The organism is Streptomyces sp. NPDC030838, from assembly GCF_055572035.1.
Genome location: NZ_JBVIED010000015.1, coordinates 43,982 through 69,362, shown reverse-complemented (window position 1 = coordinate 69,362; position 25,381 = coordinate 43,982). Strand labels below are relative to the sequence as shown.

General features: G+C 72.8%; 22 protein-coding genes. 20 read left to right on the top strand and 2 right to left on the bottom strand.

Annotated elements, in window-relative coordinates; genetic code table 11:
- Positions 1–83: 83 nt before the first annotated feature.
- From ACZ42A_RS31305 to ACZ42A_RS31265, 9 genes are all read left to right on the top strand, one after another.
- Positions 84–575, top strand: a complete 492-nt coding sequence (locus ACZ42A_RS31305) for a cobalamin B12-binding domain-containing protein (RefSeq protein WP_468530662.1) — start codon at positions 84–86, stop codon at positions 573–575.
- Positions 575–1,858 carry a methylaspartate mutase gene (locus tag ACZ42A_RS31300; protein ID WP_468530661.1) on the top strand — a complete coding sequence of 428 codons (1,284 nt, stop codon included), beginning with the start codon at positions 575–577 and terminating at the stop codon, positions 1,856–1,858. Before ACZ42A_RS31305 ends, ACZ42A_RS31300 begins: the two co-directional genes overlap by 1 nt.
- Complete coding sequence (locus tag ACZ42A_RS31295) at positions 1,855–2,799, top strand: transporter substrate-binding domain-containing protein (RefSeq protein ID WP_468530660.1); 945 nt, start codon at positions 1,855–1,857, stop codon at positions 2,797–2,799. Before ACZ42A_RS31300 ends, ACZ42A_RS31295 begins: the two co-directional genes overlap by 4 nt.
- Positions 2,800–2,833: 34 nt before the next feature.
- On the top strand, positions 2,834–3,802 hold the full coding sequence (locus ACZ42A_RS31290; RefSeq protein WP_468530659.1) for a DMT family transporter: 969 nt from the start codon (positions 2,834–2,836) through the stop codon (positions 3,800–3,802).
- Positions 3,799–4,842 carry an aspartate-semialdehyde dehydrogenase gene (locus tag ACZ42A_RS31285; protein WP_468530658.1) on the top strand — a complete coding sequence of 348 codons (1,044 nt, stop codon included), beginning with the start codon at positions 3,799–3,801 and terminating at the stop codon, positions 4,840–4,842. The genes ACZ42A_RS31290 and ACZ42A_RS31285 overlap by 4 nt, the downstream gene beginning before the upstream one ends.
- The gene (locus ACZ42A_RS31280) at positions 4,839–5,939 is read left to right on the top strand and encodes an amino acid kinase family protein (RefSeq protein ID WP_468530657.1); all 1,101 of its coding nucleotides are present in this window, start codon (positions 4,839–4,841) and stop codon (positions 5,937–5,939) included. The genes ACZ42A_RS31285 and ACZ42A_RS31280 overlap by 4 nt, the downstream gene beginning before the upstream one ends.
- A gap of 5 nt (positions 5,940–5,944) precedes the next feature.
- On the top strand, positions 5,945–6,937 hold the full coding sequence (locus ACZ42A_RS31275) for a TauD/TfdA family dioxygenase (RefSeq protein ID WP_468530656.1): 993 nt from the start codon (positions 5,945–5,947) through the stop codon (positions 6,935–6,937).
- Positions 6,938–7,080: 143 nt separating this feature from the next.
- A complete protein-coding gene (locus ACZ42A_RS31270) occupies positions 7,081–8,109 on the top strand; it encodes a hypothetical protein (protein ID WP_468530655.1) in 1,029 nt (342 codons plus the stop codon).
- Positions 8,110–8,230: 121 nt separating this feature from the next.
- Complete coding sequence (locus ACZ42A_RS31265) at positions 8,231–9,127, top strand: LysR family transcriptional regulator (protein WP_468530654.1); 897 nt, start codon at positions 8,231–8,233, stop codon at positions 9,125–9,127.
- 573 nt (positions 9,128–9,700) lie between these two features.
- On the opposite strand, the gene ACZ42A_RS31260 is transcribed toward ACZ42A_RS31265, so the two are convergent.
- Positions 9,701–10,939: an MFS transporter gene (locus ACZ42A_RS31260; RefSeq protein ID WP_468530653.1), complete on the bottom strand. Its 1,239-nt coding sequence runs from the start codon at positions 10,937–10,939 to the stop codon at positions 9,701–9,703.
- A gap of 308 nt (positions 10,940–11,247) precedes the next feature.
- Between ACZ42A_RS31260 and ACZ42A_RS31255 the strand changes: the two genes are divergently transcribed.
- From ACZ42A_RS31255 to ACZ42A_RS31205, 11 genes are all read left to right on the top strand, one after another.
- A complete protein-coding gene (locus ACZ42A_RS31255; RefSeq protein WP_468530652.1) occupies positions 11,248–12,753 on the top strand; it encodes an MFS transporter in 1,506 nt (501 codons plus the stop codon).
- An 86-nt stretch (positions 12,754–12,839) separates the two neighbouring features.
- Positions 12,840–13,172 carry a Nif11-like leader peptide family natural product precursor gene (locus tag ACZ42A_RS31250; protein WP_468530651.1) on the top strand — a complete coding sequence of 111 codons (333 nt, stop codon included), beginning with the start codon at positions 12,840–12,842 and terminating at the stop codon, positions 13,170–13,172.
- Entirely contained in the window at positions 13,169–13,486 is a 318-nt protein-coding gene (locus tag ACZ42A_RS31245; protein ID WP_468530650.1) for a Nif11-like leader peptide family natural product precursor, read from the top strand. The genes ACZ42A_RS31250 and ACZ42A_RS31245 overlap by 4 nt, the downstream gene beginning before the upstream one ends.
- A complete protein-coding gene (locus ACZ42A_RS31240) occupies positions 13,483–15,027 on the top strand; it encodes a GMC family oxidoreductase (protein ID WP_468530649.1) in 1,545 nt (514 codons plus the stop codon). The genes ACZ42A_RS31245 and ACZ42A_RS31240 overlap by 4 nt, the downstream gene beginning before the upstream one ends.
- Before the next feature lie 68 nt (positions 15,028–15,095).
- Positions 15,096–16,679 (top strand): GMC family oxidoreductase, encoded by a 1,584-nt coding sequence (locus tag ACZ42A_RS31235; protein WP_468530648.1) that lies wholly within the window; start codon positions 15,096–15,098, stop codon positions 16,677–16,679.
- A 19-nt stretch (positions 16,680–16,698) separates the two neighbouring features.
- On the top strand, positions 16,699–17,412 hold the full coding sequence (locus tag ACZ42A_RS31230; RefSeq protein ID WP_468530647.1) for an EthD domain-containing protein: 714 nt from the start codon (positions 16,699–16,701) through the stop codon (positions 17,410–17,412).
- A 214-nt stretch (positions 17,413–17,626) separates the two neighbouring features.
- A complete protein-coding gene (locus ACZ42A_RS31225) occupies positions 17,627–18,682 on the top strand; it encodes an NAD(P)-dependent alcohol dehydrogenase (protein ID WP_468530646.1) in 1,056 nt (351 codons plus the stop codon).
- Between the two features lie 147 nt (positions 18,683–18,829).
- Entirely contained in the window at positions 18,830–19,675 is an 846-nt protein-coding gene (locus ACZ42A_RS31220; RefSeq protein ID WP_468530645.1) for a type 1 glutamine amidotransferase domain-containing protein, read from the top strand.
- A 44-nt stretch (positions 19,676–19,719) separates the two neighbouring features.
- On the top strand, positions 19,720–21,399 hold the full coding sequence (locus ACZ42A_RS31215) for a thiamine pyrophosphate-binding protein (RefSeq protein WP_468530644.1): 1,680 nt from the start codon (positions 19,720–19,722) through the stop codon (positions 21,397–21,399).
- 2 nt (positions 21,400–21,401) lie between these two features.
- Positions 21,402–22,028 carry a DJ-1/PfpI family protein gene (locus ACZ42A_RS31210; RefSeq protein WP_468530643.1) on the top strand — a complete coding sequence of 209 codons (627 nt, stop codon included), beginning with the start codon at positions 21,402–21,404 and terminating at the stop codon, positions 22,026–22,028.
- Entirely contained in the window at positions 22,025–23,785 is a 1,761-nt protein-coding gene (locus ACZ42A_RS31205; protein ID WP_468530642.1) for a maltokinase N-terminal cap-like domain-containing protein, read from the top strand. The genes ACZ42A_RS31210 and ACZ42A_RS31205 overlap by 4 nt, the downstream gene beginning before the upstream one ends.
- Before the next feature lie 59 nt (positions 23,786–23,844).
- Here the strand turns inward: ACZ42A_RS31205 and ACZ42A_RS31200 are convergent, their stop codons facing one another.
- Positions 23,845–25,200, bottom strand: a complete 1,356-nt coding sequence (locus ACZ42A_RS31200; protein WP_468530641.1) for a helix-turn-helix domain-containing protein — start codon at positions 25,198–25,200, stop codon at positions 23,845–23,847.
- Positions 25,201–25,381 lie beyond the last annotated feature (181 nt).

Below are 25,381 nucleotides of genomic sequence, written 5' to 3'. Positions count from 1 at the left end.
ATGGAAATTCCTGATCGCCCACTTTCGGATATTCGTTCGGCGAAGGCTGTACTTATCGCCGGACAAATCCAAGAGTGAGAGTCATGTCCCTTCACCCGACACGGATCCGCCCGCTGCGCATCACGGTGTCCAGCGTCTCCTCCGACGCCCACATGTGGAACCTGGTCTATCTCCAGCTGCTGCTGGAGGAAGCCGGACACGAGGTCACCAACCTCGGGGTGTGCCCGCCGGACGCCACCGTGCTGGATGCCTGCCGCGGCGCCGACCGGCCCGATCTGCTGGTGCTGAGCACCGTCAACGGCCACGGCCATCTCGACGGACTGCGGCTCGTACGCGCCCTGCGCCGCGACCCCGAACTCGCGGACCTGCCCGTGGTGATCGGCGGCAAGCTCGGGGTGCACGGCCCCCCGCACGGCGTGGCCGACGACCGGCTCGGACGGCGGCTGCGGGACGCCGGGTTCACGGCGGTGTTCAACGAGTCCGAGGAACCGGCGGGCCGCCTGCTCGCCGACTTCCTGGGCTTCCTCGACACGCTGGCCGCGACCGCTCCGACGGTGCCCGCCGGAGCGCGCTGATGGGCCGGTTCGCCGACTTCGTGCGCGCCGCGCGGGCGGACCGGCGGCTCGTGGTACAGCCCCGGATGGGCTTCGGGGCACTGGCGAAGATGCGGGCCGGCCTGGTCGCCGTACGCGACTGCCGGGCCACCACCGTCGGCACGGTCACCCTCGACAGCTACACCCGCGTCGGCGACCACGCCTCCGCCCGCCGCGCCCTCGCCGAGACCGGCGGCGCCGACCTCAACGGCTTCCCGCTCGCGGCGTACGGCGCGCCGGCCGTCCGGGACCTGCTCGCCGGCGTCGCCGGGGACGGCTTCCCGGTCCAGGTGCGGCACGGCTCGCCGCTGCCCCTGGAGCTGTTCCGGATCATGGTCGCGGCGGGCGTCGACGCCACCGAGGGCGGCCCCGTCTCGTACTGCCTGCCCTACGGCCGCGTTCCGCTGCCCGAGGCCGCCGACAACTGGGCCCGCTGCTGCGAACTCGCCGCCGAGGCAGACCGGCCGATGCATCTGGAGACCTTCGGCGGCTGCATGCTGGGCCAGCTCTGCCCGCCCTCGCTGCTGGTCGCGCTCAGCGTGCTGGAGGCGAGGTTCTTCCGCGAGCACGGACTGCGGTCGATCTCGCTCAGCTACGCCCAGCAGGTCCACGTGGGCCAGGACCTGGAAGCGCTGGCGGCACTGCGCACCCTCGCCGCCGAGCATCTGCCCGACGTCGACTGGCACCTCACCCTCTACACCTACATGGGCGTCTTCCCACGCACCCCCGTCGGCTCCTTCCGGCTGCTGGAGGACAGCGTCCGGCTCGCCGTGCACAGCGGCGCCGAACGCCTCATCGTGAAGACGCCCGCCGAGGCCCGCCGCATCCCCGCGATCGAGGAGAACGTCGAGGCCCTGGAGTTCGCCGACGCCGTCGCCCGGCAGGCCGCCGCCGACTGCGCGGTCACCCGGTGCCCCGAGCCCGCCGGCACCGGCCTCCTCGACGAGGCCCGCACCCTGGTCGACGCCACCCTGGACCTCGCCCCCACGGTGGGCGCCGCCCTGGTCGCCGCGTTCGCCCGCGGCGTCCTCGACGTGCCGTACTGCCTGCACCGCGACAACGCGGGCGCCGCCCGCGCCGTCATCGACGAGCACGGCATGCTCGCCTGGTCCCGGGCCGGCGGCATGCCGGTGACGGTCCGCGCGGGCGACCGGCTGTGCACCGCCCCCCTCACCGCCCGCCGGCTCACCACGATGCTGGCCCACAACGAACGCCGCTACGACCGCGAGCACACCGTCGGCGCGCTGCTGCGGAGCCCGGCATGACCGCCCGCACCGCGCTCGCCGACACCCTGCGGGCCGTCCGCGCGCGCGGCGCCGTGCGCGCCCTCGTCTCCCAGGGGCAGCCCGGCCTCTCCCTGCGCACCCCGGACGGCCGCTGGACCGGCCTGGACGCCGATGTGGCGCGCGCCGTCGCCGCCGCCGTCGTCGGTGACCCGGAGGCCGTCGACTGGCGGCCCGCGAGCCCCGCCACCCGGCTGACCCGACTGGCCGCGGGGCAGGCCGACCTGACGGTGTGCAACGTCAGCTGGACCATGGGCCGCGAGGCCGCGCACGGGCTGCTGTTCGCCGGGGTCACCTGCTACGACGGCGAGGGCTTCCTCGTCCGCGCCGCCTCCGGCGTCACCGAACCCGCCGCGCTCGCCGGACACCGGGTCGCCGTGCACGCCGGCTGCACCACCCCGGCCAACCTGGCCGCCTGGTACGGGCCGCGCGGCCTCGCCGTCCATCCGGTCGCCTTCGACCACCCGGGACAGGCACTGCGGGCGTACGCCTCGGGGGAGTGCGCCGCCTACGTCCTCGACAAGGTGGCCCTCGCCGGCGCCCGCCGCACCCTGCCCGACCCGGCCGCGCACCGCATCCTGCCCGCCGAGATCTCCCGCGAGCCGATGGCCGCCGTGGTCCGCGACGACGACCCGCGCTGGTTCCGGATCTGCCGCTGGGTGCTCCAGCTGCTGTTCGCCGCCGAGTACGAGACCCACCGCGCCGGGGACGCGGGCCGCGCCGCCGCCGCCCGCCAGGCCGGCCGGCACGGCCCCGCCGCCGGACTCGACGCCCGCTGGGCCGCCCGGGTGCTGGACGCCGTCGGCGGCTACGCCGAGCTGTACGACCGCAACCTGGGCCGCGCCTCGGGCCTCGACGTACCCCGCGGCCCCAACGAGCTGTGGACCAGAGGGGGACTGCACTACGCCGTACCCCTGCACTGACACCCCCACCGAACGCGAAGGCGAGGTACGACCCGTGACCACCCCCACCTCCCGGCAGCAGACAAGAGGAGCCGTCGAACTCACCGCCGCGATGGTCCTGTCGGGCACCCTGGGCGTCTTCGTCGTCGAGTCCGGCCAGTCCAGCTTCAACGTGGTGTTCTTCCGCTGCCTGTTCGGCGCCCTCGCCCTCGCCGCCTACTGCCTGCTCCGCGGTTTCTTCCGGAACCCCGGCTACACCCGCCGCACCTTCGCGCTCGCCGTGCTCGGCGGGGTGTGCATCGTCTTCAACTGGGTGCTGCTGTTCAGCGCGTACACCACCACCTCGATCTCGGTGGCGACCGTCGTCTACCACACCCAGCCGTTCTACGTGGTGCTGCTCGGCCTGCTGCTGTTCAAGGAGCGCCTGAACCGCCACCAGGCCGGCTGGATCCTGCTCGCCTTCGCCGGAGTGCTGCTGGTCGCCGACCTCACCGCCGGAGGCGGCGCGGGCGGCGGCGCCTATCTGCTCGGCGTCGGCCAGGCGCTGCTCGCCGCGCTGCTGTACGCCTTCGCCACCGTCATCGCCAAGCACCTGACCGGCGTACGCCCCGAACTCACCGCCCTCATCCAGGCGTCCGTCGGCATCCCGCTGCTGCTGCCGTTCGCCGCGCTCGGCGAGACCGCCGGACTCGGCGCCGACTGGGGCTGGCTCGCGGGCCTCGGCGTGATCCACACCTGCCTGCTCTACATCCTGCTGTACGCCTCGTACCAGAAACTGCCCACCGCGAGGATCGCGGTGCTCTCCTTCGTCTACCCGGCGGTGGCGATCCTCGTCGACCTCACGGTCTACGGCCACCGCATCACGCTGCTCCAGGCCCTGGGCGTCCCGCTGATCGCGGCGGCCGGCCTCGGCGTGAACCTCGGCTGGCCCCTGCTGCCCGCCACCCGGCGCCGCACGTCACGGGACGACGTGCCGCCGGCCGCGCTCACCCGGACCGCGACCACCCTTAAGGAAACCCGATGACACTCGTCAGCGACCCCACCGCGCCGCGGCTCGCGATCGCCGGAGCGACCGGAGCCGTCGGCCAGACCCTGATCGAACTGATCACCGCACGCGGGCTGCGCCACCGCGGCGTCACACTCGCCGCGTCCGCGCGCTCGGCGGGCCGCACCGTCGACGTCGACGGCCGCGCCACGGTGGTCCAGGACCTGGAGCGGACCGACTTCTCCGACGTCGACATCGCGTTCTTCTCCGCCGGTACGTCCGTCAGCCTCCAGTGGGCCCGCAAGGCGGCCGCGCAGGGCGCCCTGGTCATCGACAACACCAACGCCTTCCGCATGGACCCCGACACCCCGCTGGTGGTCCCGCAGGTCAACGCCGACGTGCTCACCGGACGCCCGGCGAGCGGCATCATCGCCAACCCCAACTGCTCCACCATCCCGCTGGTCCGGCTGCTCACCACCGTGCAGGAACGCTGGGGCATCCGGCAGGTCGTCGTCAGCACCTACCAGGCCGCCTCCGGACAGGGCGAGCACGGCATCGCGGAGTTGCGGCAGGGCACCGAGCTGGCACTGCGCGACCCGGACGCCGACCTGCCCGCCGAACGCTTCACCCCCGCCCTCGCCTTCGACGTCGTGCCGTTCATCGACCGGCTGCTGGACACCGGGTTCACCCTGGAGGAGCAGAAGATGCTCCAGGAATCCCGCAAGATCCTCGGCCTGCCGCACCTCGACGTCACCACCACCTGTGTGCGCGTGCCGGTCGTCAACGGCCACTCCGAGGCGGTCTGGGTGGAGGCCGCGGCGCCCGTGGACCGCGCCGAGCTGGTCGCCCGGCTCGCCGCGCTGCCCGAGGTCACCGTCCACGACCAGGACACCCCGGGCGGCTTCCCGACCCCGCGCACCGCGGGGAACCCCGACCACGTGCACGTCGGCCGGGTCCGGGTGGCGCCGCACAATCCGCGCGGCTTCTGGCTCTGGCTGGTCGCCGACAACCTGCGGATCGGGGCCGCCCTCAACGCCGTACAGATCGCCGAGAACGTCCTCGAACGGGGGTTGCTGTGAGCGACGTCGCCATCCTGAAGTTCGGCGGTTCCACCTTCCGTACCCACGCCGCCTACGACGTGCTCGCGGCCGGCCTGGAGGAACGGCTGGACCGCGAGGGCCGCCGGCTGGCCGTGGTGGTCAGCGCCATGCAGGGGGAGACCGAGCAGCTGCGCGGCCGGCTGCACGAGGTCAACGAGCACCCCGAGGACGCCACCTCGGCGGGCATGCTCGCCACCGCCGACCTGGTCAGCGCCCACCTCCTCGCCACCGCCCTGCACCGCAGGGGCCGCACTGCCACCGTCCTCGCCGGCCACCAGGTCGGCCTCATCACCAACTCGTCGTTCCTGTGGGCACGGGTCATCGAGACCGACCCCGGCCCGCTCAGCCGCACGCTCTCCGAGTACGAGGTCGTGGTGGTGCCCGGCGGCCAGGCCGTGGACGCCCAGGGGCGGCCCACCTGGCTGGGAAAGAACAGCTCCGACCTGTCCGCCATCGCCGTCGCCCGCGCGGTCGGCGGCACCGCCTGCGAGATCCACTCCGACGTCGACGGCATCTACACCTCCGACCCGCACCTGGTCCGCGGCGCCCACCTGCTGCCGAGGGTCTCCTACAACATGGCCGCCCTGATGTCCCTGTACGGCGCGAAGGTGCTGCACCGCAGGGCCGTCCAGCTCGCCCTGCGGCACGGCATCGAGATCGTCTGCCGCTACAACCGGGCGCCGTTCTCGCCGGGCACCACCATCAGCCGCGAGGGTGACCAGATGGCCGCGATCGTCTTCAACCAGCGCTCCGTGGTGCTCGGTTACGGCTCCGACGACACCGCCGACTGCGCGCACGGCGTCTTCCACGCGGCCGGCATCGACACCGTACGGCTCACCGAGAAGCCCTGGGTCGCGGTCGTCGGCGGCTATGTCGACCTGGACGCCGTCCAGCGCCGGCAGAACCTCGCTCCGGGCGCCTACGTCGGCGTCCCCGTCGCCGAGATCCGCGGCTCCAAGGTCACCACCCACATCGCCGAGAGCGGGGAGGACGCCCTGCACCTCGCCCAGCGTCTGCACGACGCGCTCGACATGCCGGCCGCCGAGGCGCCGCGCCCCTACCTCGCCGGAGTGTGACCGCCGTGACCTTTGCCGACCTCGCCCTTCCGGACCGGGTCCGCGACGACCTCGCCGCCCGGCTCGCCCCGCTGCCCGACCCGGCCCCCGACGTCGACGCCGCGCTCACCCGCTACCACCAGGCCTTCGCCGCCGCCCTGCCCGCCGACGTCCTCCAGCGGCTGCTGGACTTCGGCCGGCACAACGACACCCCCGGCCTGATGCGGGTGCGCAACCTGCCCCAGGACACCGACCTGCCGCCCACTCCGGCCGACGGCGGCCCCAGCACCGCCAAACGCGGCTTCGTCGCCGAGGGCGTCCTGCTGGGCCTGACCGGACTGCTCGGCGAGCCGATCGGCGTGCTCACCGAGAAGGACGGCCGGCTCGTGCACGACGTGGTGCCGGTGCGGGAGGGGGAGCGGGCCCAGACCAACCAGGGCTCCGCCGTCTTCCTCAACTTCCACAGCGACATCACCTACGACACCATCGGCCGCTACGACCTCGCCAACCCCGACTTCCTGGTCCTCAACTGCCTGCGCGGCGCCCCCGACGACGACGCCGTCACCTACTACGCCGACGCCCGCGACCTGTGCCGCCGGCTGCCCGGCCCGGTCGTCGACACCCTGCGCAGCCCGCTGTTCCGGCTCAACGCGCCCGGCAGCTACACCCGGGGCGTCGCCGGGGACACCGAGGTGCTGTCCGACCCGGTGCCGATCCTCAGCGGCGCGGCCCGCTTCCCCGAGATCGCCGTCTCGGCCAACGGCGTCCGGCCTCTCACCCGCGGCGCCCAGGCCGCCTTCGAGGCCCTGAAGGAGGCCTGCCGGGAGACCGCCGACGCGGTCCGCCTCCAGCCGGGCCACGCCCTCCTCATCAACAACCGCAAGGGCGTGCACGCCCGCTCCACCTTCCGGGCGTACTACGACGGCCGGGACCGCTGGCTCCAGCGCACCTACATCAGGCGCAGCCTGTGGAGCGTGCGCTACCGGGCCACGCCCGAGGACCGCAGGGTCCATTACTGAGCCGATGACGCGCCTTACCTAACGCTGTCAAGACGGCGTGGGGCCGGACCCGGTCCGCGGCGGGGCGACCGCCCTAGCCTGGAACAGATGACCGACGAAGGCCACGCACAGAGGCACCGCAACGCCGTTCAGGAGGTGAGGAATTGAGGACGGACGAGATTCCTCTTCTGGACGAGCTGGCGGTCGCGGCCTACGAACGGGCCCTGCGCCTCGGCCACTTCGACGACGAGGAGATGGCCACGGGCCTGGGCGTGGACGTGACCCGCGCCGAGCAGACCCGCAAGACGCTCCAGGACCTCAGGCTGCTCAGCGCCGAAGCGCCCGGCCGGCCCGTCGTCCCGCTCGACCCGGAGGCCGCCGAGGCCGAACTGGTCACCCCGCTGGAGATGGCCATCGCCCGGCGGCGCCGCGAGGCCGCCCGCATCCACCAGGAACTGGGCTCCCTCGCCGCCGCCTGGCGGTCCCGGCACCGCGGGCCCGCCGCCGACGTCACGGTCACCGTCCTCGACGACGTGGAGGACGTACGCCGGGAGATCGACCGCGCCCGGTACGGCTGCGTACGGGAGCGGATGAGCCTTCAGTCGGGCGGCGGACGGCCGCCCGAGCTCCTGGAGGCCGACCGGGAGCACACCCTGGAACTCCTGCGCCGCGGCGTCCGCGTCCGCACCCTCTACCAGCACACCGCCCGCGCCAGCCTCGCCACCCGCACCTACGTCCAGGAGATCACCCGCCAGGGCGCCGAGGTGCGCACCGTGGAGGAGCTGACCGAACGGCTCATCGTCTACGACCGGGAAGTCGCCTTCATCCCGAAGGAACCCACCGGCGACCGGCCGCCCGGCGCGGCCGTCATCACCGAGCCGACCGTCGTCGGCTACCTCTGCCGGTCCTTCGAGTCCATCTGGCAGATCGGCCGCCCGTTCGAGGTGGACGGGCATCCGGCGGAGTACCGGCACCTCGCGGAGGAAGTCCGCCTGTCCGTCATCCGCCTCATGTCCCTCGGCCTGAAGGACGAGGTCATCGCCCGCCGACTGGGCATGGCCACCCGGACCTGCCGCCGCCACATCTCCGCGCTCATGGAGGACATGGGGGCGGTCAGCCGTTTCCAGGCGGGCCTGATGATCGGCCGTCAGGGAATGGCGCGGGCGGAGAGCGACCCGGCGGCTGACCGCTAACGGACGCCGCGTGTCCGCAAGGGGACACCGCGGAGCCGTGGAGTCGCCCTCCGGCCGGTGATGTGCTCAAGGCAGGAAATCCCTCAATCCATTCGGTGTCGGCCCACGCAGGGAGAGAACCATGGACATCAGGCAGCTGGCGGCGTTCCACAAGGTGGCCACGCTGCTCAGCTTCTCGAAGGCGGCCACGGAGCTGAAGTACGCGCAGTCCAGCGTCACCAGCCAGATCAAGGGCCTGGAGATGTCGCTCGGCGTGGACCTCTTCGACCGCCTCGGCGGCCGCATCCAGCTCACCGAGGCGGGCCAGCGGCTGCTGCCCTACGCCGAGCAGATGCTGGCCCTGGCGGGCGAGGCCCGAGGCGCCACGGTCGGCTCGGGGGACCCCGCCGGCGTCCTCACGATCGGCTCGATGGAGTCCATCACCTCCTACCGGATGCCGCCCCTGCTGGAGTTCTTCCACCACCGCCATCCGGCCCTGCACATCGTGCTGCGGCCCAGCCTGTGCGCCGAGACCTGCCACGCGCTGCGGCAGGGGATGTTCGACATGGGCTTCCTGATGGAGGCGGAGACCCGGCACCCGGGCGTGCAGACCGAGGTGCTCGGCTCCGAGCCGCTGACCGTGGTCGCCGCACCGGACCACCCGCTCACCCGGGCGCCGAAGGTGACCACCGACGAACTGCGCCGCACCCAGGTCATCTCCGCGGAGGCGGGCTGCGCCTACCGGGAGCTGTTCGAGGCCGAGCTGAACGACGGCACCGGAGAGGCGCTGCCGTTCCTGGAGTTCGGCACGATCGAGTCCATCAAGCGCGGCGTGGCGGCAGGCCTCGGCATCTCCCTCCTGCCCACCGCCTGCGTCCAGGACGCCCTCGACGCCGGCGTCCTCGTCCGGCTCGACTGGGACATCCCCTTCGAGGTCTTCACCCAGCTCGCCTGGCGCCGCGGCAAGAACCTCACCCGCGAGATGCGCGTCTTCGTCGACCAGACGATCCGCTTCCTGGCGGAGGAGTACGCGCGCTAGGCCGTGTCCGCAAAGTCCCTCCCCCAGAGGGGGGACCCCCAGCCCCGCGACGCCTGGCACGCTCCCCCGAGCTCTTCGAGCAGGGGGGACCCCCACTCGCCGCACCGAGCGAAAGCCCGAGTACGTCCAGTACGAGGGCTTCCGCCCGGCACGCCGAGAGCACGTACCAGACGCCGCGGGGCCCGCCCTCCGGGCGGACGACGGGACTTTGCGGACACGACCTAGCACGAAGGCCCTCCCCTTCCCGGAGAGGGCCTGTGCGGGGCGGCGGCGCCGGCCCGTGTCCGGCCCCGGGCCGGGCGGCGGTGCCGGCGCCGAGCACACGGTCGAAGGCGACCTCATGCCGCGGCCCGGCTCCTCCGCCCCTGCGCCCAGGCCCCACTATCCGCGCCCGACCAGGCCCCAGCCGTCGTCCTCGTCCGCCGCGGGCCTGCGGTGTGTCGTGATCACGTAGGACCTCCTCGGTCGAAAGCCGCGGCGCGCACCCGCCGGGGCGCGCGCTCTCTCGCGTCTCCACCGTCCTCAGGCGCCCCATCTCGCGGTGCCCCGCCCGGCACGGCGGACCTCACTCAGTCATCCGACCGGTGACACTGCGTCAAGTGGCTTCGACGCAGGGCGGTTCCTGCGCGTCGAGAGTCGTAGCAGCGCCAGTGCGACCAGCGCGCACCCCACCGATCCCGCCGCCAACGCCGCGGGCCCGCCCGCCAGCAGCAGGCCGCCCAGCGCGCCGCCGGCCGCCTGACCGGCATAGATCGCCGAGGCGTTGAGGGAGAGCGCGGTGGTCCCGCTCGGCCCGGCCGCGGTGAGCAGCCGGCGCTGGTTGGCCGGGTTGAACCACCAGCCGATCAGCGACCAGCCGCCGACGACGAGACACAGCGCCACCGCGGTTCCCGTGGACGGCCCGGCGAGCGCGCCGAGCAGCGCCAGCAGCGACCAGCTGACGACCAGCCCGGCCATCGACACCGCGGCCACCCGCACCGGCGGCAGCCGGTCGATCAGCCAGCCGCCCACCAGCCCGGAGACCACCGCGCCCACCCCGAACACCAGGTAGACAGTGGTGACCAGGCCGCCGCTCAGCCCCGCCGTGCGGTCCGCGTACCAGGCGAGGTAGGTGTAGATCGCGAAGATCCCGCAGATCGCCGCCGCCGTGGACAGCAGTGTCGTCGGCACCGTCGGGATCCGCGCGGTGGCGATCCGCTCGCGCAGCGAGGCCGTGCCGCCGGCCGGGATCGTGTCCAGGGCGCGGGCCAGCCCGGCGCAGGCGACCGCGCCCAGCACCGCCACGAACAGGAACGTCGCCCGCCAGTGCGCCGCGTGCGCGATCACCGTGCCGAGCGGCACGCCCAGCGCGTTGGCCACCGTCAGCCCGCCCAGCACCGTCGCCAGCGCCCGCCCGCGTTCCTCCGGCGGGGCGAGCGCGGCGGCCGCGGCCGCGGCGGCGGGGGTGTACAGGGCGGCGGCGAGCGCGGTGAGCACCCGGGCGGCGAGCATGGTGCCGTACGTCGGCGCCAGGGCCGTCAGCACGTTGGCCACGGCGAACGCGGCGAGCGCGATCAGCAGCAGCCTGCGGCGGCACACCGTGCCGGTGGCCACCGCGAGCACCGGCGCGGCCAGGGCGTACACCGCGGCGAAGGCCGTGACCAGCAGGCCCGCGGAGCCCAGCGAGGTGTCCAGGTCCCGCCCCACCTCGGGCAGCACCCCGCTCACCACGAACGAGTCGGTGCCCAGGGCGAAGGTGCCGAGGGCGAGCAGCAGGATCGGCCGGCGGGCCGGAGGGCCGGGCAGCACCGCGGCCAGGGAGGCGAGTCGCATGTCCGCGCACGCTAGGCGCGCGCGGGGGCGCGTGCTCCGGCCGGAGCACCCGGGTCAACCACTCAGTCATCTCACGGACGACACAGCGTCAAGTTCCCCCGCATGCCCTGTGTCCAGCGCCAACCCATCGGAAAACCCGATCGAGCCACGCGCGGAATCCGATTGTCCCGGCATTGACTTGACTTTGTGTCATGACACGGTTTGACAGGCTCAGTCGAGCCGCCGCTAGCGTCGTAGGGCGCTGAAGGAACGTCCCACCGCCAAGCCAGGGGGCGTTCCTTCCCTTCACTCGTTGGGAGCTATCACCCATGGCTGCACCTCCCCTCACCGCACAGCCGACTCCTGTGCGGAACCCGGCGGCCGCCCTCTGGCTGCTCGTCACCGTTCAGTTCATGCTGATCCTGGACTCCACCATCGTGGGTGTCGCCCTGCCCGAGCTGGGCTCGGAACTCGGCTTCGGGCAGGAGGACCTGTCCTGGGTCACCAACGCCTATCTGCTGCTGTTCGGCGGCTTCCTGATGCTCGGCGGACGGCTCGCCGACCTCGTCGGCAGGCGGCGCCTGTTCATCGCCAGCCTCGTCGTCTTCGCGGCCGCGTCCGCGCTGGGCGGACTGGCGACGGACTCGGTCACCATGATCGTGGCCCGTGCCCTCCAGGGCCTGGCCTCCGCCTTCGCCGCCCCGGCCGCGCTCGCCCTGCTGATGACCGTCTTCCCGGACGGCACCCCTGAGGAGCAGAAGGCCCGCGGCAAGGCGCTCGCGGTCTACGGCGCGGTGTCCGGCGCCGGCGGCGCCGCCGGCATGATCCTCGGCGGTCTGCTCACCGACTGGTTCGGCTGGGAAGCCGTCTTCTACGTCAACGTCCCCCTCGCCCTGATCGGCGCCCTGCTCGCCCCCCGGCTGCTGCCGGCCGGCGAGGTCGGCGGCCCGCGCGGCGGCTTCGACCTGCTCGGCGCCATCACCGTGACCGGCGGCCTCGGCCTGCTCGTCTACGTACTGGTGGAGGCCGAACGGCAGGGCTGGGCCTCGCTGCACACCCTGGGCCTCGGCGCCGTCGCCCTGGTCATCCTGGCGCTCTTCCTGGTCATCGAGGCCCGCTCCGCCCAGCCGCTGGTGCCGCTGCGCATCTTCCGGCGCCGCACCCTGCGGGCCGCGAACCTGGTCGGCGCGCTGACCCCGATGGCCATCGTCCCGGCGATCTTCTTCCTCACCCTCTACACCCAGCTGGTTCAGGGCTACTCGCCGCTGCGCTCCGGCTTCGCCCTGCTCCCGCTGGCCACGGCGGTGGTCATCGCCGCCACGAACGTGGGCCGGGTGATCCCGAGGATCGGGCTGAAGGCCACCATGGCCCTCGGCACCCTGCTGGTCGTCGTGGGCATGCTGTGGATCAGCCGGATCGACGGCGGCTCGTTCTTCGCCGAGCAGTTCGGCCCCGAGATCCTGATCGGTCTCGGCGGCGGCACCGTGTGGGTCACGGCCACCGTGTCCGCGACCGCGGGCGCCGCCGAGGACGAGGCCGGCCTCGCCTCCGGCCTGTTCAACACCGCCAACCAGATCGGCGCGGCGCTCGGCCTCGCCATCCTGGTGTCCATCGCCGCCCAGCAGACGACGGACGCCACCGCCTCGGGCGCGAGCCCGGCCGCCGCGCTGACCGACGGATACAACGTCGCCCTGCTCGGCTCCGCCTGCTTCGCGCTCCTCGCCACGCTGGTCGTGCTGTTCCTGCTGCCCGGCCGGAACGCCACGGCGGGCCCGGCCGCGGCGGAGGCCGAGCAGCACGAGGCCGCCCCCGACTCGGCCCGCATCCCCGGCTGACCCGCCCGGGAGGGGTGCCCACGCCGCTCACCGCCGCACGGGCACCCCTCCCGGCACGGCAGCCGCACCGAAGGAGAGGACACCCGATGTCCCAGAAGAGCTTCATGGAGTTCCTGACAGCGATCCGCGACGACCCCGCGAAGCTGTCCCGGTACAACGGCCGCAACCTCGCTCAGCTGCTCTTCCACGCCAAGAACGAGGGCTTCGACTTCACCTCCGACGACATGTCCGCCGTGATCTTCAAGCTGGAGATGGGCGTCATCGTCGAGCGCGACAAGGAGGAGGTCGACGGCAACAGCAGCCTGTGGCGCGAGATGTGGGGCCGCTTCCACCTGGAGTACCTGATCGTCTCCGTGCTGCCCCGCTACACCGACGCCGAACTGTGGGCGCTCGTCGAGGACGGCGGGGTGGCGGCATGAGCGAGAGCAACGTCATCGCGTTCCTGCGCACCGTCGCCGTCCGGCCCGACGTGCTGGACAGCCTGAAGGTGCAGAGCAAGGAGGCCGTACTGGAGGCCGCCGAGGCCTTCGGACTGCCGTTCACCACCGAGGAGTTCGACACCCTGGTCTGGGACCTGGAGATCAGGCTCGCCGAGCGCCGCGAGGAGCCCTTCGACGGCACCTTCCCGCTCTGGCAGACCATGTGGGGCCAGTACTACCTGGAGTACCTGGTGCTCGACCTGGTCCCGGCGCTCCAGGAGACCGGTCTCCTGCCCGACCGGCAGCCGACATGACCGAGGACCGCGCCTACGACTACATCGTCGTCGGCGCCGGCTCCGCCGGCTGCGTCCTGGCCCGCCGGCTCGTCGACGCCCTGGACTGCTCCGTGCTGCTCCTGGAGGCCGGCGGCCCCGACGACCAGGAGCGGATCCACCGCACCGACCTGCCCTCGCTGTTCTCGCTGTGGGGCGACGAGGCACTGGTCTGGCCGCATCTGACCACCCCGCAGCCCGGCCTCGGCGGACGCCGGATCCCGCTGGCACAGGGCAGGGTGCTCGGCGGCGGCAGCTCGGTCAACGCCCTGATGTACGTGCGCGGCAACCGCCGCGACTACGACGGCTGGAGCGCGCTCGGCAACGACGGCTGGAGCTACGACGAGGTCCTGCCGTACTTCAGGCGCTCCGAGGACTACCAACGGGGCCCCTCGAAGTACCGGTGCGCCGGCGGCCCCCTGTCGGTCGTCGACCACACCGACCCCGCCCCGGTCTCGCGAGCCTTCGTCCGCAGCGCCGGCACCGCCGACGAGCACCGGGACTACAACGGCGCCGAACAGGAGCCCGGCGGCTTCTACTACCAGTCCACGCGCACCCCCGACGACCGGCGGGCGAGCACCGCCCGGGCCTTCCTGGCCCCGGTGCTCGACCACCCCCGCCTCACCGTGGAGACCGGCGCGCACGCCACCCGGGTCCTGTTCGACGGGACCCGCGCGGCGGCCGTCGTCTACCGGCGTGACGGGCGGGAGCACACCGCCGCGGCCCGCGCCGAGATCGTCGTCACGGCCGGAGCGCTGGCCACCCCGCAGCTGCTGATGCTCTCCGGCATCGGACCGGCCCGGCACCTGGTACCGCACGGCATCACACCCTTGGTGGACCTGCCCGGAGTCGGCGCCAACCTCCAGGACCACCTGCTGCTCGGCGTCGGCTACACCAGCCCGGAGCCGCTGCCGCCGGCCGGACTGCTCGCGGAGGCGGGACTGTTCCTGCGCACCCGCCCCGGGGGCACCGGAGGCGGACCGGACCTCCAGTTCTTCTTCGGACCGATCCCCTTCGTGCCCGAGGAGTATGCCACCGACGAGCCGGTCTTCACCGCCGTACCCGTGCTGATCCGCCCCGAGAGCCGGGGCACGGTACGGCTGCGCTCGGCCGACCCGGCGGAGCTGCCCGAGGTGGACCCGCACTATCTGGAGGCCCGCGCGGACGTGGACGTCCTGGTGCGGGGCATCCGGATCGCCCGCGACCTCATCGCGAGCCCCGAGTTCGACGCCTACCGCGGGCGGGAGATCGCCCCCGGACCGGACGTCACCGACCGGGCCGCGCTCGCCGCGTACGTCCGGCGGCACGTCACCACCGTCTGGCACCCGGCCGGCACCTGCGCCATGGGCACCGGGCCCGAGGCCGTGGTCGACCCCCGGCTGCGGGTGCGCGGCGTCCGCGGGCTGCGGGTGGCCGACGCGTCCGTGATGCCCACCATCACCAGCGGCAACACCAACGCCCCCACGATCATGATCGCGGAGAGGGCCGCTGACCTGATCATCCGGTCCGCCGAGGGCCCCTGAGGCCGCGCCGGACACGGCCGGACCGGCGCACCCGCGGGTGCGCCGGCCGAGGAAAGGATGCGAGTGAAATGCCCGAATCCTACGACGTCGTCATCGTCGGCGGAGGCACCGCGGGCCTGGTGGTCGCGAGCCGGCTGACCGAGCTGCCCGACCTCACCGTCCTCGTCCTGGAGGCGGGAACGGCCGAGAACCACATCATGCTCGAGGACCCCGAGCTGTGGTCGGCGACCAACCTGAGCCAGTACGACCGGGCCTATCTCACCGAGCCCCAGCCCGAGATGGGCGGGGAGACCGTCTACAGCCCGGCCGGCCTCGGGCTCGGCGGGAGTTCGAACATCTACCACATGATCCACCAGCGGGGCCGGGACGCCGACTACGACTTCTGGGCCTACGGCGGCGCCGCCGGCTGGACCGCCCGGGACGTCCTGCCGTACCTCCGGAAGCTGGAGAACCAGGAGGACGGCACCAATCCGACCGCGGGCCTGGGCGGCCCGATCAACGTCATCAACGGCGGCCACGAGGGCAACCCGGTCTCGCAGAGCTTCCTCGACGCCTGCGCCGAGCTGGGCTATCCGATCGTCGAGGACACCAACGCCGAGCAGTTCGGCGCCACCTGGCACCACCTCGACATCCGCGACGGCAAGCGCAACGGCGTCCGCATGGGCTACTACGAACCGGCCGCCGCCCGCCCCAACCTCACCGTGCGCACCGAGGCCACCGCGAGCCGGCTGCTGTTCGAGGGCGACCGCTGCGTCGGCGTCGAGTACCTGCACGGCGGCCGGGTGCACACCGTCCGTGCCGAGCGGGAGGTCGTGGTCAGCAGCGGGGCGATCGAGTCCCCGAAGCTGCTGCTGCTCTCCGGCCTCGGAGACCCCGCGCAGCTCGGCGAGTTCGGCATCCCGGTCGTCGCCGACCTGCCCGGCGTCGGGGAGAACTTCCAGAACCAGCCCCTCGTGGTCGGCCCCACCGGCTACATGGACAAGCCGGGACCGACCGAGGGCACGGTCAACGAACCGGTCCTCTACTGGGGTTCACAGCCCGGCCTGCCCGCGCCCGACCTGGAGCTGTGGCTGCTGCCCCGCGCCCCGTGGGGCGAGAAGCTGATCGCCAAGCTCGCCCACTGGAAGCGCACCGGCGAGCGCTCCGCGGTCCTGGAGCAGAACGACGTCGACCCGCACCTGGTCATCCTGCTGTGCGGGGTGGTCCGTCCGCTCTCGCGCGGCTGGGTCCGGCTGGCGAGCACCGACCCCACCGCCCAGCCCCGTATCAACCCCAACTTCTACGCCGAGCGCGCCGATCTGACCCGGGCCGCCGACCTCACCGAGATCGGCCGCGAGGTGCTGCGCAGCAAGGCGTTCACCGACTCCTGGGGCATGAAGGAGGTCGCGCCCGGCCCGGACGTGGCCGGCCGCGCCGAGCTGGAGCACTGGGTCTCCCGCAACACCGGCTCGTTCCACCACTACGGCGGCTCCTGCAAGATGGGCATCGACAGCCTGGCCGTGGTCGACCCCCGGCTGAAGGTGCACGGGGTGAGCGGCCTGCGGGTCGCGGACGCCTCCGTCATGCCGACCGTGCCCGGCGGACACACCCACACCACCACGGTGATGATCGGGGAACGGGCCGCCGCGTTCATCAAGGACGATCTCCGCTGACGACCTCTGAGAGGCTGCCATGATCCATCAGCTGATCTTCGCCCACCCCAAGCCGGGGATGAGCGAGGAGGAGTTCCAGAAGTACTGGGTGGACGTGCACGCGGTGAACTACGCGAGCAAGATCCCCCAGATCCGCAAGTACCTCATCGACACCCGCATCCCCTTCGGCCCCGAGCCGGAGGACCCGATGTGGAGCGGGATCGCCGAGATCTGGCTGGCGAACGAGGAGGAGCAGCTCGCCTCGCTGCAGACCCCCGAGTTCCTGGAGGGCGCCCGCCTCGACGAGCCGCGCTGGGCGGCGTTCTGGCGGACCGTCGTGCTGGACACCGACGCCCATGTGGTGCGGTCCGGCGACCACCCGATGCCGGCCGACGGCGTCAAGCTGGTCGTCCTGGTCAAGCGCCGCAACGGCACGACCGTCGAGGAGTTCCGCACCCGCAGCCGCGACGAGCACGCCCCGCTGATGAACCAGGTGCCCGGCCTGCGCCGCTACCTCCAGTGCTTCGTCCGCGACGGCGCCTACGCGGTCGGGGAGTCCCTCCTGGACGCCGCGTACCTGCTGTCCTTCGACAGCGCCGCCGCCCTGGAGGAGGCCGTGGCCTCGCCCGAGTACGCCAAGGCCACCGAGCACCTGCTGGAGCTGGTCGAGCCGCGCTATGTGCACCGCATGGCGGTGCGGGAGCACTGGATCATCGGCGAGGAGAGCGACGAGAGCGAGGAGGGCGACGACTGACCCTCGCCCCCCTCGCCCCCACGCACCACCCGGGACGCACTGCGCCGGTACCGCACCGCCGGTACTTGACGCAGTGCGTCCTCGCATGTCGCGCAGTCGGCCGCCGAGATCGCCGTACGAGGAAACAGGAGCGGATCGTTCCGGAGACTGCTGAGTCGGGCGCCCCCCAGTCCTGATGTCCCGTCGTCAGGTCCCCGACCCGAGAAGGACAGCCATGTCTGCGACCGTTGCCGCGTACGCCGCCCCCGCTCCCGCGGCACCCCTGGAACCCACCACCGTCACCCGCCGGGCCACCGGGCCCTCCGACGTGCGGATCGACGTCCGCCATGTCGGCCTGTGCCACTCCGACCTGCACCAGTTGGCCGGCGCCTGGGGCGGGAGCTTCCCCATGGTGCCCGGCCACGAGATCACCGGGATCGTCCGTGAAGTGGGCGACGAGGTCACCCGGTTCGCCGCCGGGGACCGCGTCGGCGTCGGCTACTTCGTCGACTCCTGCCGTGCCTGCGCCGCCTGCCGCGGCGGCGAGGAGCAGTACTGCGTGCGCGGCGTGGTCACCACCGCCGGCGGCACGGGCCGCGACGGCACACCCACCCAGGGCGGCTGCGCGGCCGGCATCGTCGTCGACGAGCGGTATGTGCTGCGCGTCCCCGACGCCCTCCCGCTGGACGCGGCGTCCCCGCTGCTGTGCGCGGGCGTCACCGCCTACGCGCCCCTGCGGCGGTACCAGGCGGGCCCCGGCCGGCATGTCGCGATCCTCGGCATGGGCGGCCTCGGCCACCTCGGGGTGCGGATCGCCCACGCGCTCGGCGCCGAGGTCAGCGTGGTCAGCGGCTCGCCGCACAAGCGGGCCGACGCCCTGCGCCTGGGCGCCGACCACTACCACACGGCCGCCGACCCGGCGACCTTCGAGGCCCTCGCCGGTCGCCTTGACATGATCCTCTCCACCGTCGACCACCTCGACCTCGACGCCCACCTCGCCCTGCTGCGCACCGGCGGCACCCTCGTCAACGTGGGCGCCCCGCGCGAGGCGAGCACGCTCAACCTGTTCTCCCTGATCACCGGGGGCCGGCAGCTCGCCGGATCGCTGGTCGGCGGGATCGCCCGCACCCAGGAGACGCTGGACTTCTGCGCCGAGCACGGCATCGTGGCCGAGATCGAGCCGATCGCCGTCGAGGAGATCAACGACGCCTACAAGCGGATGCGGGCCGGCGACGTCCGCTACCGATTCGTGGCGAACCTGACATCCCTGGGAATGCCGGACTTGCCGTAGTGCCGCCACCCACTTGAGTATGTGCGCCCTCCGCGCGCCCCCGCTCTGGTGGCGCGCGGACCGCGAAAAATAGACAGGGGTTCGGTAGTTCACGCGTCCGAGCGCGGCCGTCCGCGAACGGCCCGGCGCCGACCGAGAGGAACCCCCATGAGCAGGCGCATCCTCGTCGTCCTGTCCGAGTACGGCTACTGGGGCGAGGAACTGATCGGCCCCCTCGAGATCTTCGACAAGGCCGGCTATCACGTCACCTTCGCCACCCCCACCGGCAAGCGGCCCGTGGCGCTGCCGCCCAGCATGGACCCCGACTACGTCGACCCGCCGCTCGGGCGTTCCGTCACGACGCCCGAGATGGCGGCCAAGGTCAAGGCGGTCGAGGCCTCCGACCGCCTCGACCACCCGCTCGACCTGTCCTCCTGGCTGCCCGACCGCCCGTACCGCTCCAAGCCGTACTTCCTGCGCGACTGGGAGGCCTACAACACCCGGCTGGAGAAGGTCCAGGAGCAGATCGCCGACCGCTACGACGCCCTGCTGATCGTCGGCGGCAGCGGTCCCATCGTCGACCTGGGCAACAACTGGCGGGTGCACGACCTGGTCCTGGCGTTCTACCGCCTGGACCGGCCGATCGCCGCCGAGTGCTACGGCGTCACCTGCCTGGCCTTCGCCCGCGATCAGGAGGACCGGCAGAGCATCATCCGGGGCAAGCACGTCACCGGGCACTGCATCGAGTACGACTACCTGGCGGACACCGGGTTCGTCGGCACCGACTTCGTCATCGGCCCGCCGCCCTACCCGCTGGAGTACATCCTGCGGGACGCCACCGCGCCCGGCGGCGCCTTCCACGGCAACTTCGGCAAGACCACCTCGGTGATCGTCGACTACCCGTTCATCACCGGGCGTTCCACCCCCGACTCCTACCTCACCGGCCAGAAGACCGTCGAGGTCCTCGACCACGGCCTGCGGCAGTGGGGATTCAAGGCGCAGCCGCAGAACTGACGGCCCGCCGCGCACCCCGACGGACGACTGAGAGGCGTGAGGACATGGACAGCAGGCCGGCCCGGGCAGCGTTCCTGGAGCAGTTGGCGGCCGACGGCGTCACCCATATGTTCGGCAACCCCGGCACGGTGGAGCAGGGATTCCTCGACGAACTGCGCCATTTCCCCGGCATCGAGTACGTGCTGACCCTTCAGGAGTCCGTGGCCGTCGGCATGGCGGACGGGTACGCGCGGGCCACCCGCCGCCCGGCCGTCGTCCAGCTGCACTCCGGGGTGGGGCTCGGCAATGGCATCGGCATGCTCTACCAGGCCATGCGCGGCCACGCCCCGCTGGTCGTGGTGGTCGGCGAGGCCGGACTGCGCTACGAGGCGATGGAGGCGCAGATGTACGCCGACCTCGTCGGCATGGCGAAGCCGGTGACCAAGTGGGCCACCCGCGTGGTCGACCCCGACTCCACCCTGCGGGTGCTGCGCCGCGCCTTCAAGGTGGCCGGCACCCCGCCGTACGGGCCGGTGCTCGTGGTGCTGCCCGCCGACGTGCTGGACCGGCCCACCCGCGAGGAGGCGGTGCCGGTGTCGTACCCCGACACCGCCTCCGCACCAGACCCGGCGGCCCTGGAACGGGCCGCGGGGCTGCTGGCCGGCGCCCGGCGACCCATCGTGATCGCCGGGGACGGCGTCCACTTCTCGGGGGCCCAGCCGGAACTGGCCCGGCTGGCCGAGATCTGGGGCGCCGACGTGTGGGGGGCGGACTGGGCCGAGGTCAACCTGTCCGTCGAACATCCCGCGTACGCCGGCCAGCTCGGCCACATGTTCGGCGCGAACAGCCGCCGGATCACGGGCGCCGCCGACGCCGTGCTGTTGTGCGGCACGTATGCGCTGCCCGAGGTCTTCCCGGCCCTCGACGGCGTCTTCGGCGACGGCGTCCCGGTGGTCCACATCGACCTGGACACCGACGCCATCGCCAAGAACTTCCCGGTGGACGTCGGCCTGGTGGCCGACCCCAAACGGTCCCTCGGCCTGCTCGCCGACCTGCTCGCCGAGCGGATGAGCGAGGCCGAACGGGAGGCCGCGACCCTGCGGCTGCGCCGGACGGCCGCCGAACGCGAGGTGAGCCGGGCCGTCGCCGCCGAGCGCGCCCAGGAGGCGGCGGTCCGCCAGGACCTGCCGCACATCGCCTTCGCCGAGGAGCTGGCCCGGCAACTGCCGGACGACGCGGTGCTGTTCGACGAGGCGCTGACCGCCTCCCCGGACCTGTTCCGGCCGCTGCCGCCGACCCGGCCCGGCCACTGGCACCAGACCCGCGGCGGCTCCCTCGGCGTCGGCATCCCCGGCGCGCTGGGCGCCAAGCTGGCCCACCCGGAGCGCACGGTGGTCGGCCTCACCGGCGACGGCGGCAGCATGTACACGGTCCAGGCCCTGTGGACGGCGGCTCGCCACGGCATCGGCGCCAAGTTCGTGATCTGCAACAACGGGAGCTACAAGCTCCTGGAGGACAACATCGAGCAGTACTGGCGGGAACAGGACATCCCCGCGCACGCGCACCCGGAGATCTTCGATCTCTCCCGGCCCGCCATCGACTTCGTCGCCCTGTCGGCGTCGCTCGGCGTGCCCGCGCTGCGCGTGGAGAAACCGGGCCGGGCGGCCTCGGCGGTCGCCGAGATGCTGTCCCACCCGGGCCCGTTCCTGATCGACCTGGTGACCGGACGGGGGAAGGGACGGTAACCGTGCGACTGACGGGGCACAAGATCGCCGTACTGATGGAGAGCGACTTCTACGAACCAGAGATCCTGTACTACCGGCACCGCTTTCCCGAAGAGGGTGCGGAGATCCACTTCCTGTCCCGGCTGTGGGGCGAGGCCCGGCAGACCTTCACGGGCCACGAGCACCGGATGCCCTTCACGGTCACCGAATCCTTCGAGGACGTCGACGAGTTCGCGCTGAAGGAGTTCAGCGCGGTCATCGTGCCGTCCGGCATGGTCGCCGACCGGCTCCGCTACACCGAGGACCCGCGGCGGCTGCCGCCCGCGGCCCTCTTCCTGCGCCGGGCGTTCGCCGACCCGGCCATCGTCAAGGGCATCATCTGCCACGGCATGTGGCTGGCCGCCCCGGTCGCGGGCATGGTCCGCGACCGGCGCGCGGTGGTGCACAACAACCTGCTCGGCGATCTGCGCAACATGGGCGGGGTCTACGTCGACCAGGACGTGGTCGTCGACGACGACCTGGTCACCGCTCGCACCGGCGACCACTGCCATCTGTTCGCCCGTACGATCATCGACCTCCTCGCGACCCGGCCGCACGGCGGCACGGCCCACCGAGGAAACGGTTCATCCGCCGTGGCGGCACCACGATGAGCGCCGCCACGCACCACGGAGCCGCGGTCGGCGGCACGGGCCGCCGCCCGGCAGGCGCCACCGTGCGGCAGGGGGAGACCGTGCGGCAGGGGGAGGCCGTGCGGGTGGGGGAGACCGCCCGCCCGCACGCGGAGGCACTTCTCCGCCCGCTGCTCCCGGTCCTGACCCCCTGGCTGGCGACCCGTCGCTGGTACCAGGGGGCCTCTTCGAGCACCCTGCGCCCGGTCGAGGCCACGGTGATCGGCGGCGAGGGCCGGCCCGACCTCCTCGTCGCCGTCGTCGAGACCGACTCCGGCACCGCCTACCACCTGCTGCTCGGCGTCCGCCGCGAGCTGCCCCGGCGCCTGGAGCCCGCCGCCATCGGCACGGTCCCGTACGGCCCGTGGGCCGGACACCGGCTGTACGACGCCGTCGCCGACCCCGTCCTGATGGGCGCCCTGCTGCGGGCGCTCGCGGCCCGCCGGGCGGGGGCTCTGCACCTGGACCCCGCCGGCCGGCATCCGCTGCCGGTGGGCCTGATCCCGCGCCCGCTCGCCGCCGACCAGAGCAACAGCGCGGTGGTGTACGGCGACCGGCTGCTGCTGAAGCTCTACCGCCGCCCCGAACCCGGCCCGAACCCCGAGGTCGAGGTGTTGCGCGCGCTCACCGACCAGGCCTGCCCGCGCACCCCCCGGCTGTACGGCTCCCTGCACCTGGACGGGCTCACCCTCGGCCTGGTCGAGGAGTTCCTGCCCGCCGCCGAGGACGGCTGGCAGCGCGCGGTCGCCCACGCCCGAGCCCACCTCACCGGCTCCCCGGACACCGGTCCGGCCGACGCCTTGACCTCGGGCTCGTGGGGCACTGGTCCGGACGACGGCTTCATCTCCGGTTCGTACGGCACCGGTTCGGTCGGTGGCCTGGCCTCCGGCTCCTTGGGAACCGGTCCGGTGGGTGGCTTCACTTCCGGTTCCCCGGGGACCGGTCCGGCCGGCGGCGTGACCTCCGGCTCGTATGGCACCACCCCGACCGGCGCCTCGCCCACCGGCTCGCGGGCCGCCGGCCAGGCCGGTGGCTTCACCGCCGGTGCGCAGGCGCTCGGACAGGCCGTCGCCGAGCTGCACGCGGCGCTCGCGCAGGCCTTCCCGCGGACGCGGATGAGCGCCGAGGAGATCGCCGCGGACGCGGCCCGGATGAAACGCCGGCTCGCCGCCGCCGTCGCGGAGGTGCCGCAGCTCGCCCGCCATCGCACCCGGCTCGCCGCGCTGTTCGACGAGTACGGCCGGCTGGCCGCCCGCGGCTGCCCCGTCCTCGCCCAGCGCACCCACGGGGACCTGCACCTCGGCCAGGCCCTGTACGCCGACGGCGGCTGGCACATCGTCGACTTCGAGGGCGAACCGGCCACGCCCGCCGCCGAACGCGCCCTGCCCCAGCCGGTGCTGCGCGATGTGGCGGGCATGCTCCGCTCCTTCGACTACGCGGCCCGCGCGGCCCTGCTCTCGCTCGACGCGGACGACGGCCCGGCCGACACGGACACCGGACCCGGGCGCCGGCTCAGCCTGCTGCGCCGCGCCGGGGCCTGGGCGCTGCGCAACCGCCGTGCCTTCTGCGCCGGTTACACCGCCGCCGGCGGCGAGGACCCGGCCTGCCGGGCCGCGCAGCTCACCGCCTTCGAGGCGGACCGGGCGGTGTACGAGGCCGTCTACGAGGCGAGACACCGGCCGCACTGGCTGCCGGTGCCGCTGGCCGCCGTGCACCGGCTCGCGGGCCGGGTTCGCTGATGAGGGCCGACGGGGGAGTGCGGCCCGGCGAGCACGGTGTTCCCGCGCGCCGGGCCGGGTCAGCCCAGGGGCTGCTGGGTCAGGGTCAGCGCGGGGTCGTAGGTCATCGGCATACCGGAGGCCAGCAGCGCCTGGTCGTAGGCCTCCAGGGCCTCCTTCGGGCGGTCCTGCCGCTTCCACACGTCGCCGAGGTGGCGCCATTCCTGCGCGGTCTCGTACGACGGCGTGAAGTGCCGCAGCTGGCGGGTGGCCGCGTGCAGCGTCTGCAGGCCCTGCTCCGTCTCGCCGCGCAGCAGATGGATCTCGGCGAGCCTGATCCGCGCCGCGACGGCCTCCACCCGCGGGCCGGAGCTGAGGAGCCCGATGGCACGCTCGGCGTGCGCGGCGGCCGCGTCCCACCGGCCGAGCTGGGTGCTCGCGTCGACCATGACGATCTCGCACCGGGCCTGTTCGACCGCCGTGCCGGCCTCCGCGAGGGTCTGCGCGGCGTCCTCCAGCAGCTCCAGGGCGCGTTCCGGGTCCGGCCGGTCGGACTGCAGCTCCAGCCAGGCGACGTTCACCTTGAGGATCGCCACGTGCCGCAGATTGTCGTCGTCGGCCATCAGCGCGAGGGCACGCTCGGTGAGCGCGAGCGCCTCGGGGAACTGCCGCCGGGAGAGCGCGACGAGGCCGGCGTTCCAGTACACGGCGCCGCGTCCGGTACGGCCGCCGTGCTCCTCCGCCACCGGGATCAGCCGCTGGGCCAGCAGATGCGCCCGGGTCAGGTCACCGCGCATGAAGTACGAGCCGATGAGCGTCGAGCCCACCTGGATGTGGTCCACGGTGACGTCGAGGCCGAGCGAGTCGAGCGTGGCCATGGCCTTCTCGCCGATGTCGATGCTGAGGGCGATGTCGCCCATGGTCCGGTAGCAGCGGCTGAGGGCGACCGAGACACGGCACCACTCGTCGGAGCCGGCGGCCAGCGTGGGCTCCTTGAGAAGGTCCTCCAGCACCGGGATCGCGGCCTCGATCCGGTCCAGCTTCTCCAGGGCGCTGGCCTGGCCGATGCGGGCGCGCAGCAGCATCGGCCGGTCGAGCAGGTCGGGCTTCGCGAGGAGTTCGCCGAAGGACTGGAGCGCCGCCCCATTGTCCCCGTTGCGCAGGGCCATTTCCGCGAAGGAGAGCTTCAGTCTGGCGTCTTCCAGGGCATGGTCGTCATGCCCGGTGCGCAGATGCTCCGGGGAACATCCCAGTTTCTTGGCGAGAGCGGCCAGGACCGCGTCCGAGGGGGCCCTTTTGCCTGATTCGATGAGCGAGATGTAGCTCGCGGAGATATCGGTGGAAGCGAGGTCCTGTTGTTTCAGGCCGAGCTTGACCCGAAGGTTTCGGATGCGCCTGCCCACCTGCACGGGAGATGCGCCTTCGACATGATCCATGTGGCTTCCCAGTGTGCGCGCATGACTTGAGATGTCATAGATCACGATACCAGCATGACTGGGGCACGCCAATGGGTTGGTGCATCTTTGCATCATCGATGGGCGAAAGTAGCTGCTCGCATGGCTGTCATATGCCCGGCCGCAGGAAATGGAAATTCCGATTCCTATGCCGCATCTTTTA

What these genes read in the sequence shown, in the direction of transcription:
- ACZ42A_RS31305 (WP_468530662.1), top strand. Translation starts at nt 84, where the DNA reads ATGTCCCTTCACCCGACACGGATCCGCCCGCTGCGCATCACGGTGTCC.
- ACZ42A_RS31300 (WP_468530661.1), top strand. Translation starts at nt 575, where the DNA reads ATGGGCCGGTTCGCCGACTTCGTGCGCGCCGCGCGGGCGGACCGGCGG.
- ACZ42A_RS31295 (WP_468530660.1), top strand. Translation starts at nt 1,855, where the DNA reads ATGACCGCCCGCACCGCGCTCGCCGACACCCTGCGGGCCGTCCGCGCG.
- ACZ42A_RS31285 (WP_468530658.1), top strand. Translation starts at nt 3,799, where the DNA reads ATGACACTCGTCAGCGACCCCACCGCGCCGCGGCTCGCGATCGCCGGA.
- ACZ42A_RS31265 (WP_468530654.1), top strand. Translation starts at nt 8,231, where the DNA reads ATGGACATCAGGCAGCTGGCGGCGTTCCACAAGGTGGCCACGCTGCTC.
- ACZ42A_RS31260 (WP_468530653.1), bottom strand. Translation starts at nt 10,939, where the DNA reads ATGCGACTCGCCTCCCTGGCCGCGGTGCTGCCCGGCCCTCCGGCCCGC.
- ACZ42A_RS31255 (WP_468530652.1), top strand. Translation starts at nt 11,248, where the DNA reads ATGGCTGCACCTCCCCTCACCGCACAGCCGACTCCTGTGCGGAACCCG.
- ACZ42A_RS31250 (WP_468530651.1), top strand. Translation starts at nt 12,840, where the DNA reads ATGTCCCAGAAGAGCTTCATGGAGTTCCTGACAGCGATCCGCGACGAC.
- ACZ42A_RS31245 (WP_468530650.1), top strand. Translation starts at nt 13,169, where the DNA reads ATGAGCGAGAGCAACGTCATCGCGTTCCTGCGCACCGTCGCCGTCCGG.
- ACZ42A_RS31240 (WP_468530649.1), top strand. Translation starts at nt 13,483, where the DNA reads ATGACCGAGGACCGCGCCTACGACTACATCGTCGTCGGCGCCGGCTCC.
- ACZ42A_RS31235 (WP_468530648.1), top strand. Translation starts at nt 15,096, where the DNA reads ATGCCCGAATCCTACGACGTCGTCATCGTCGGCGGAGGCACCGCGGGC.
- ACZ42A_RS31230 (WP_468530647.1), top strand. Translation starts at nt 16,699, where the DNA reads ATGATCCATCAGCTGATCTTCGCCCACCCCAAGCCGGGGATGAGCGAG.
- ACZ42A_RS31225 (WP_468530646.1), top strand. Translation starts at nt 17,627, where the DNA reads ATGTCTGCGACCGTTGCCGCGTACGCCGCCCCCGCTCCCGCGGCACCC.
- ACZ42A_RS31220 (WP_468530645.1), top strand. Translation starts at nt 18,830, where the DNA reads ATGAGCAGGCGCATCCTCGTCGTCCTGTCCGAGTACGGCTACTGGGGC.
- ACZ42A_RS31215 (WP_468530644.1), top strand. Translation starts at nt 19,720, where the DNA reads ATGGACAGCAGGCCGGCCCGGGCAGCGTTCCTGGAGCAGTTGGCGGCC.
- ACZ42A_RS31205 (WP_468530642.1), top strand. Translation starts at nt 22,025, where the DNA reads ATGAGCGCCGCCACGCACCACGGAGCCGCGGTCGGCGGCACGGGCCGC.
- ACZ42A_RS31200 (WP_468530641.1), bottom strand. Translation starts at nt 25,200, where the DNA reads ATGGATCATGTCGAAGGCGCATCTCCCGTGCAGGTGGGCAGGCGCATC.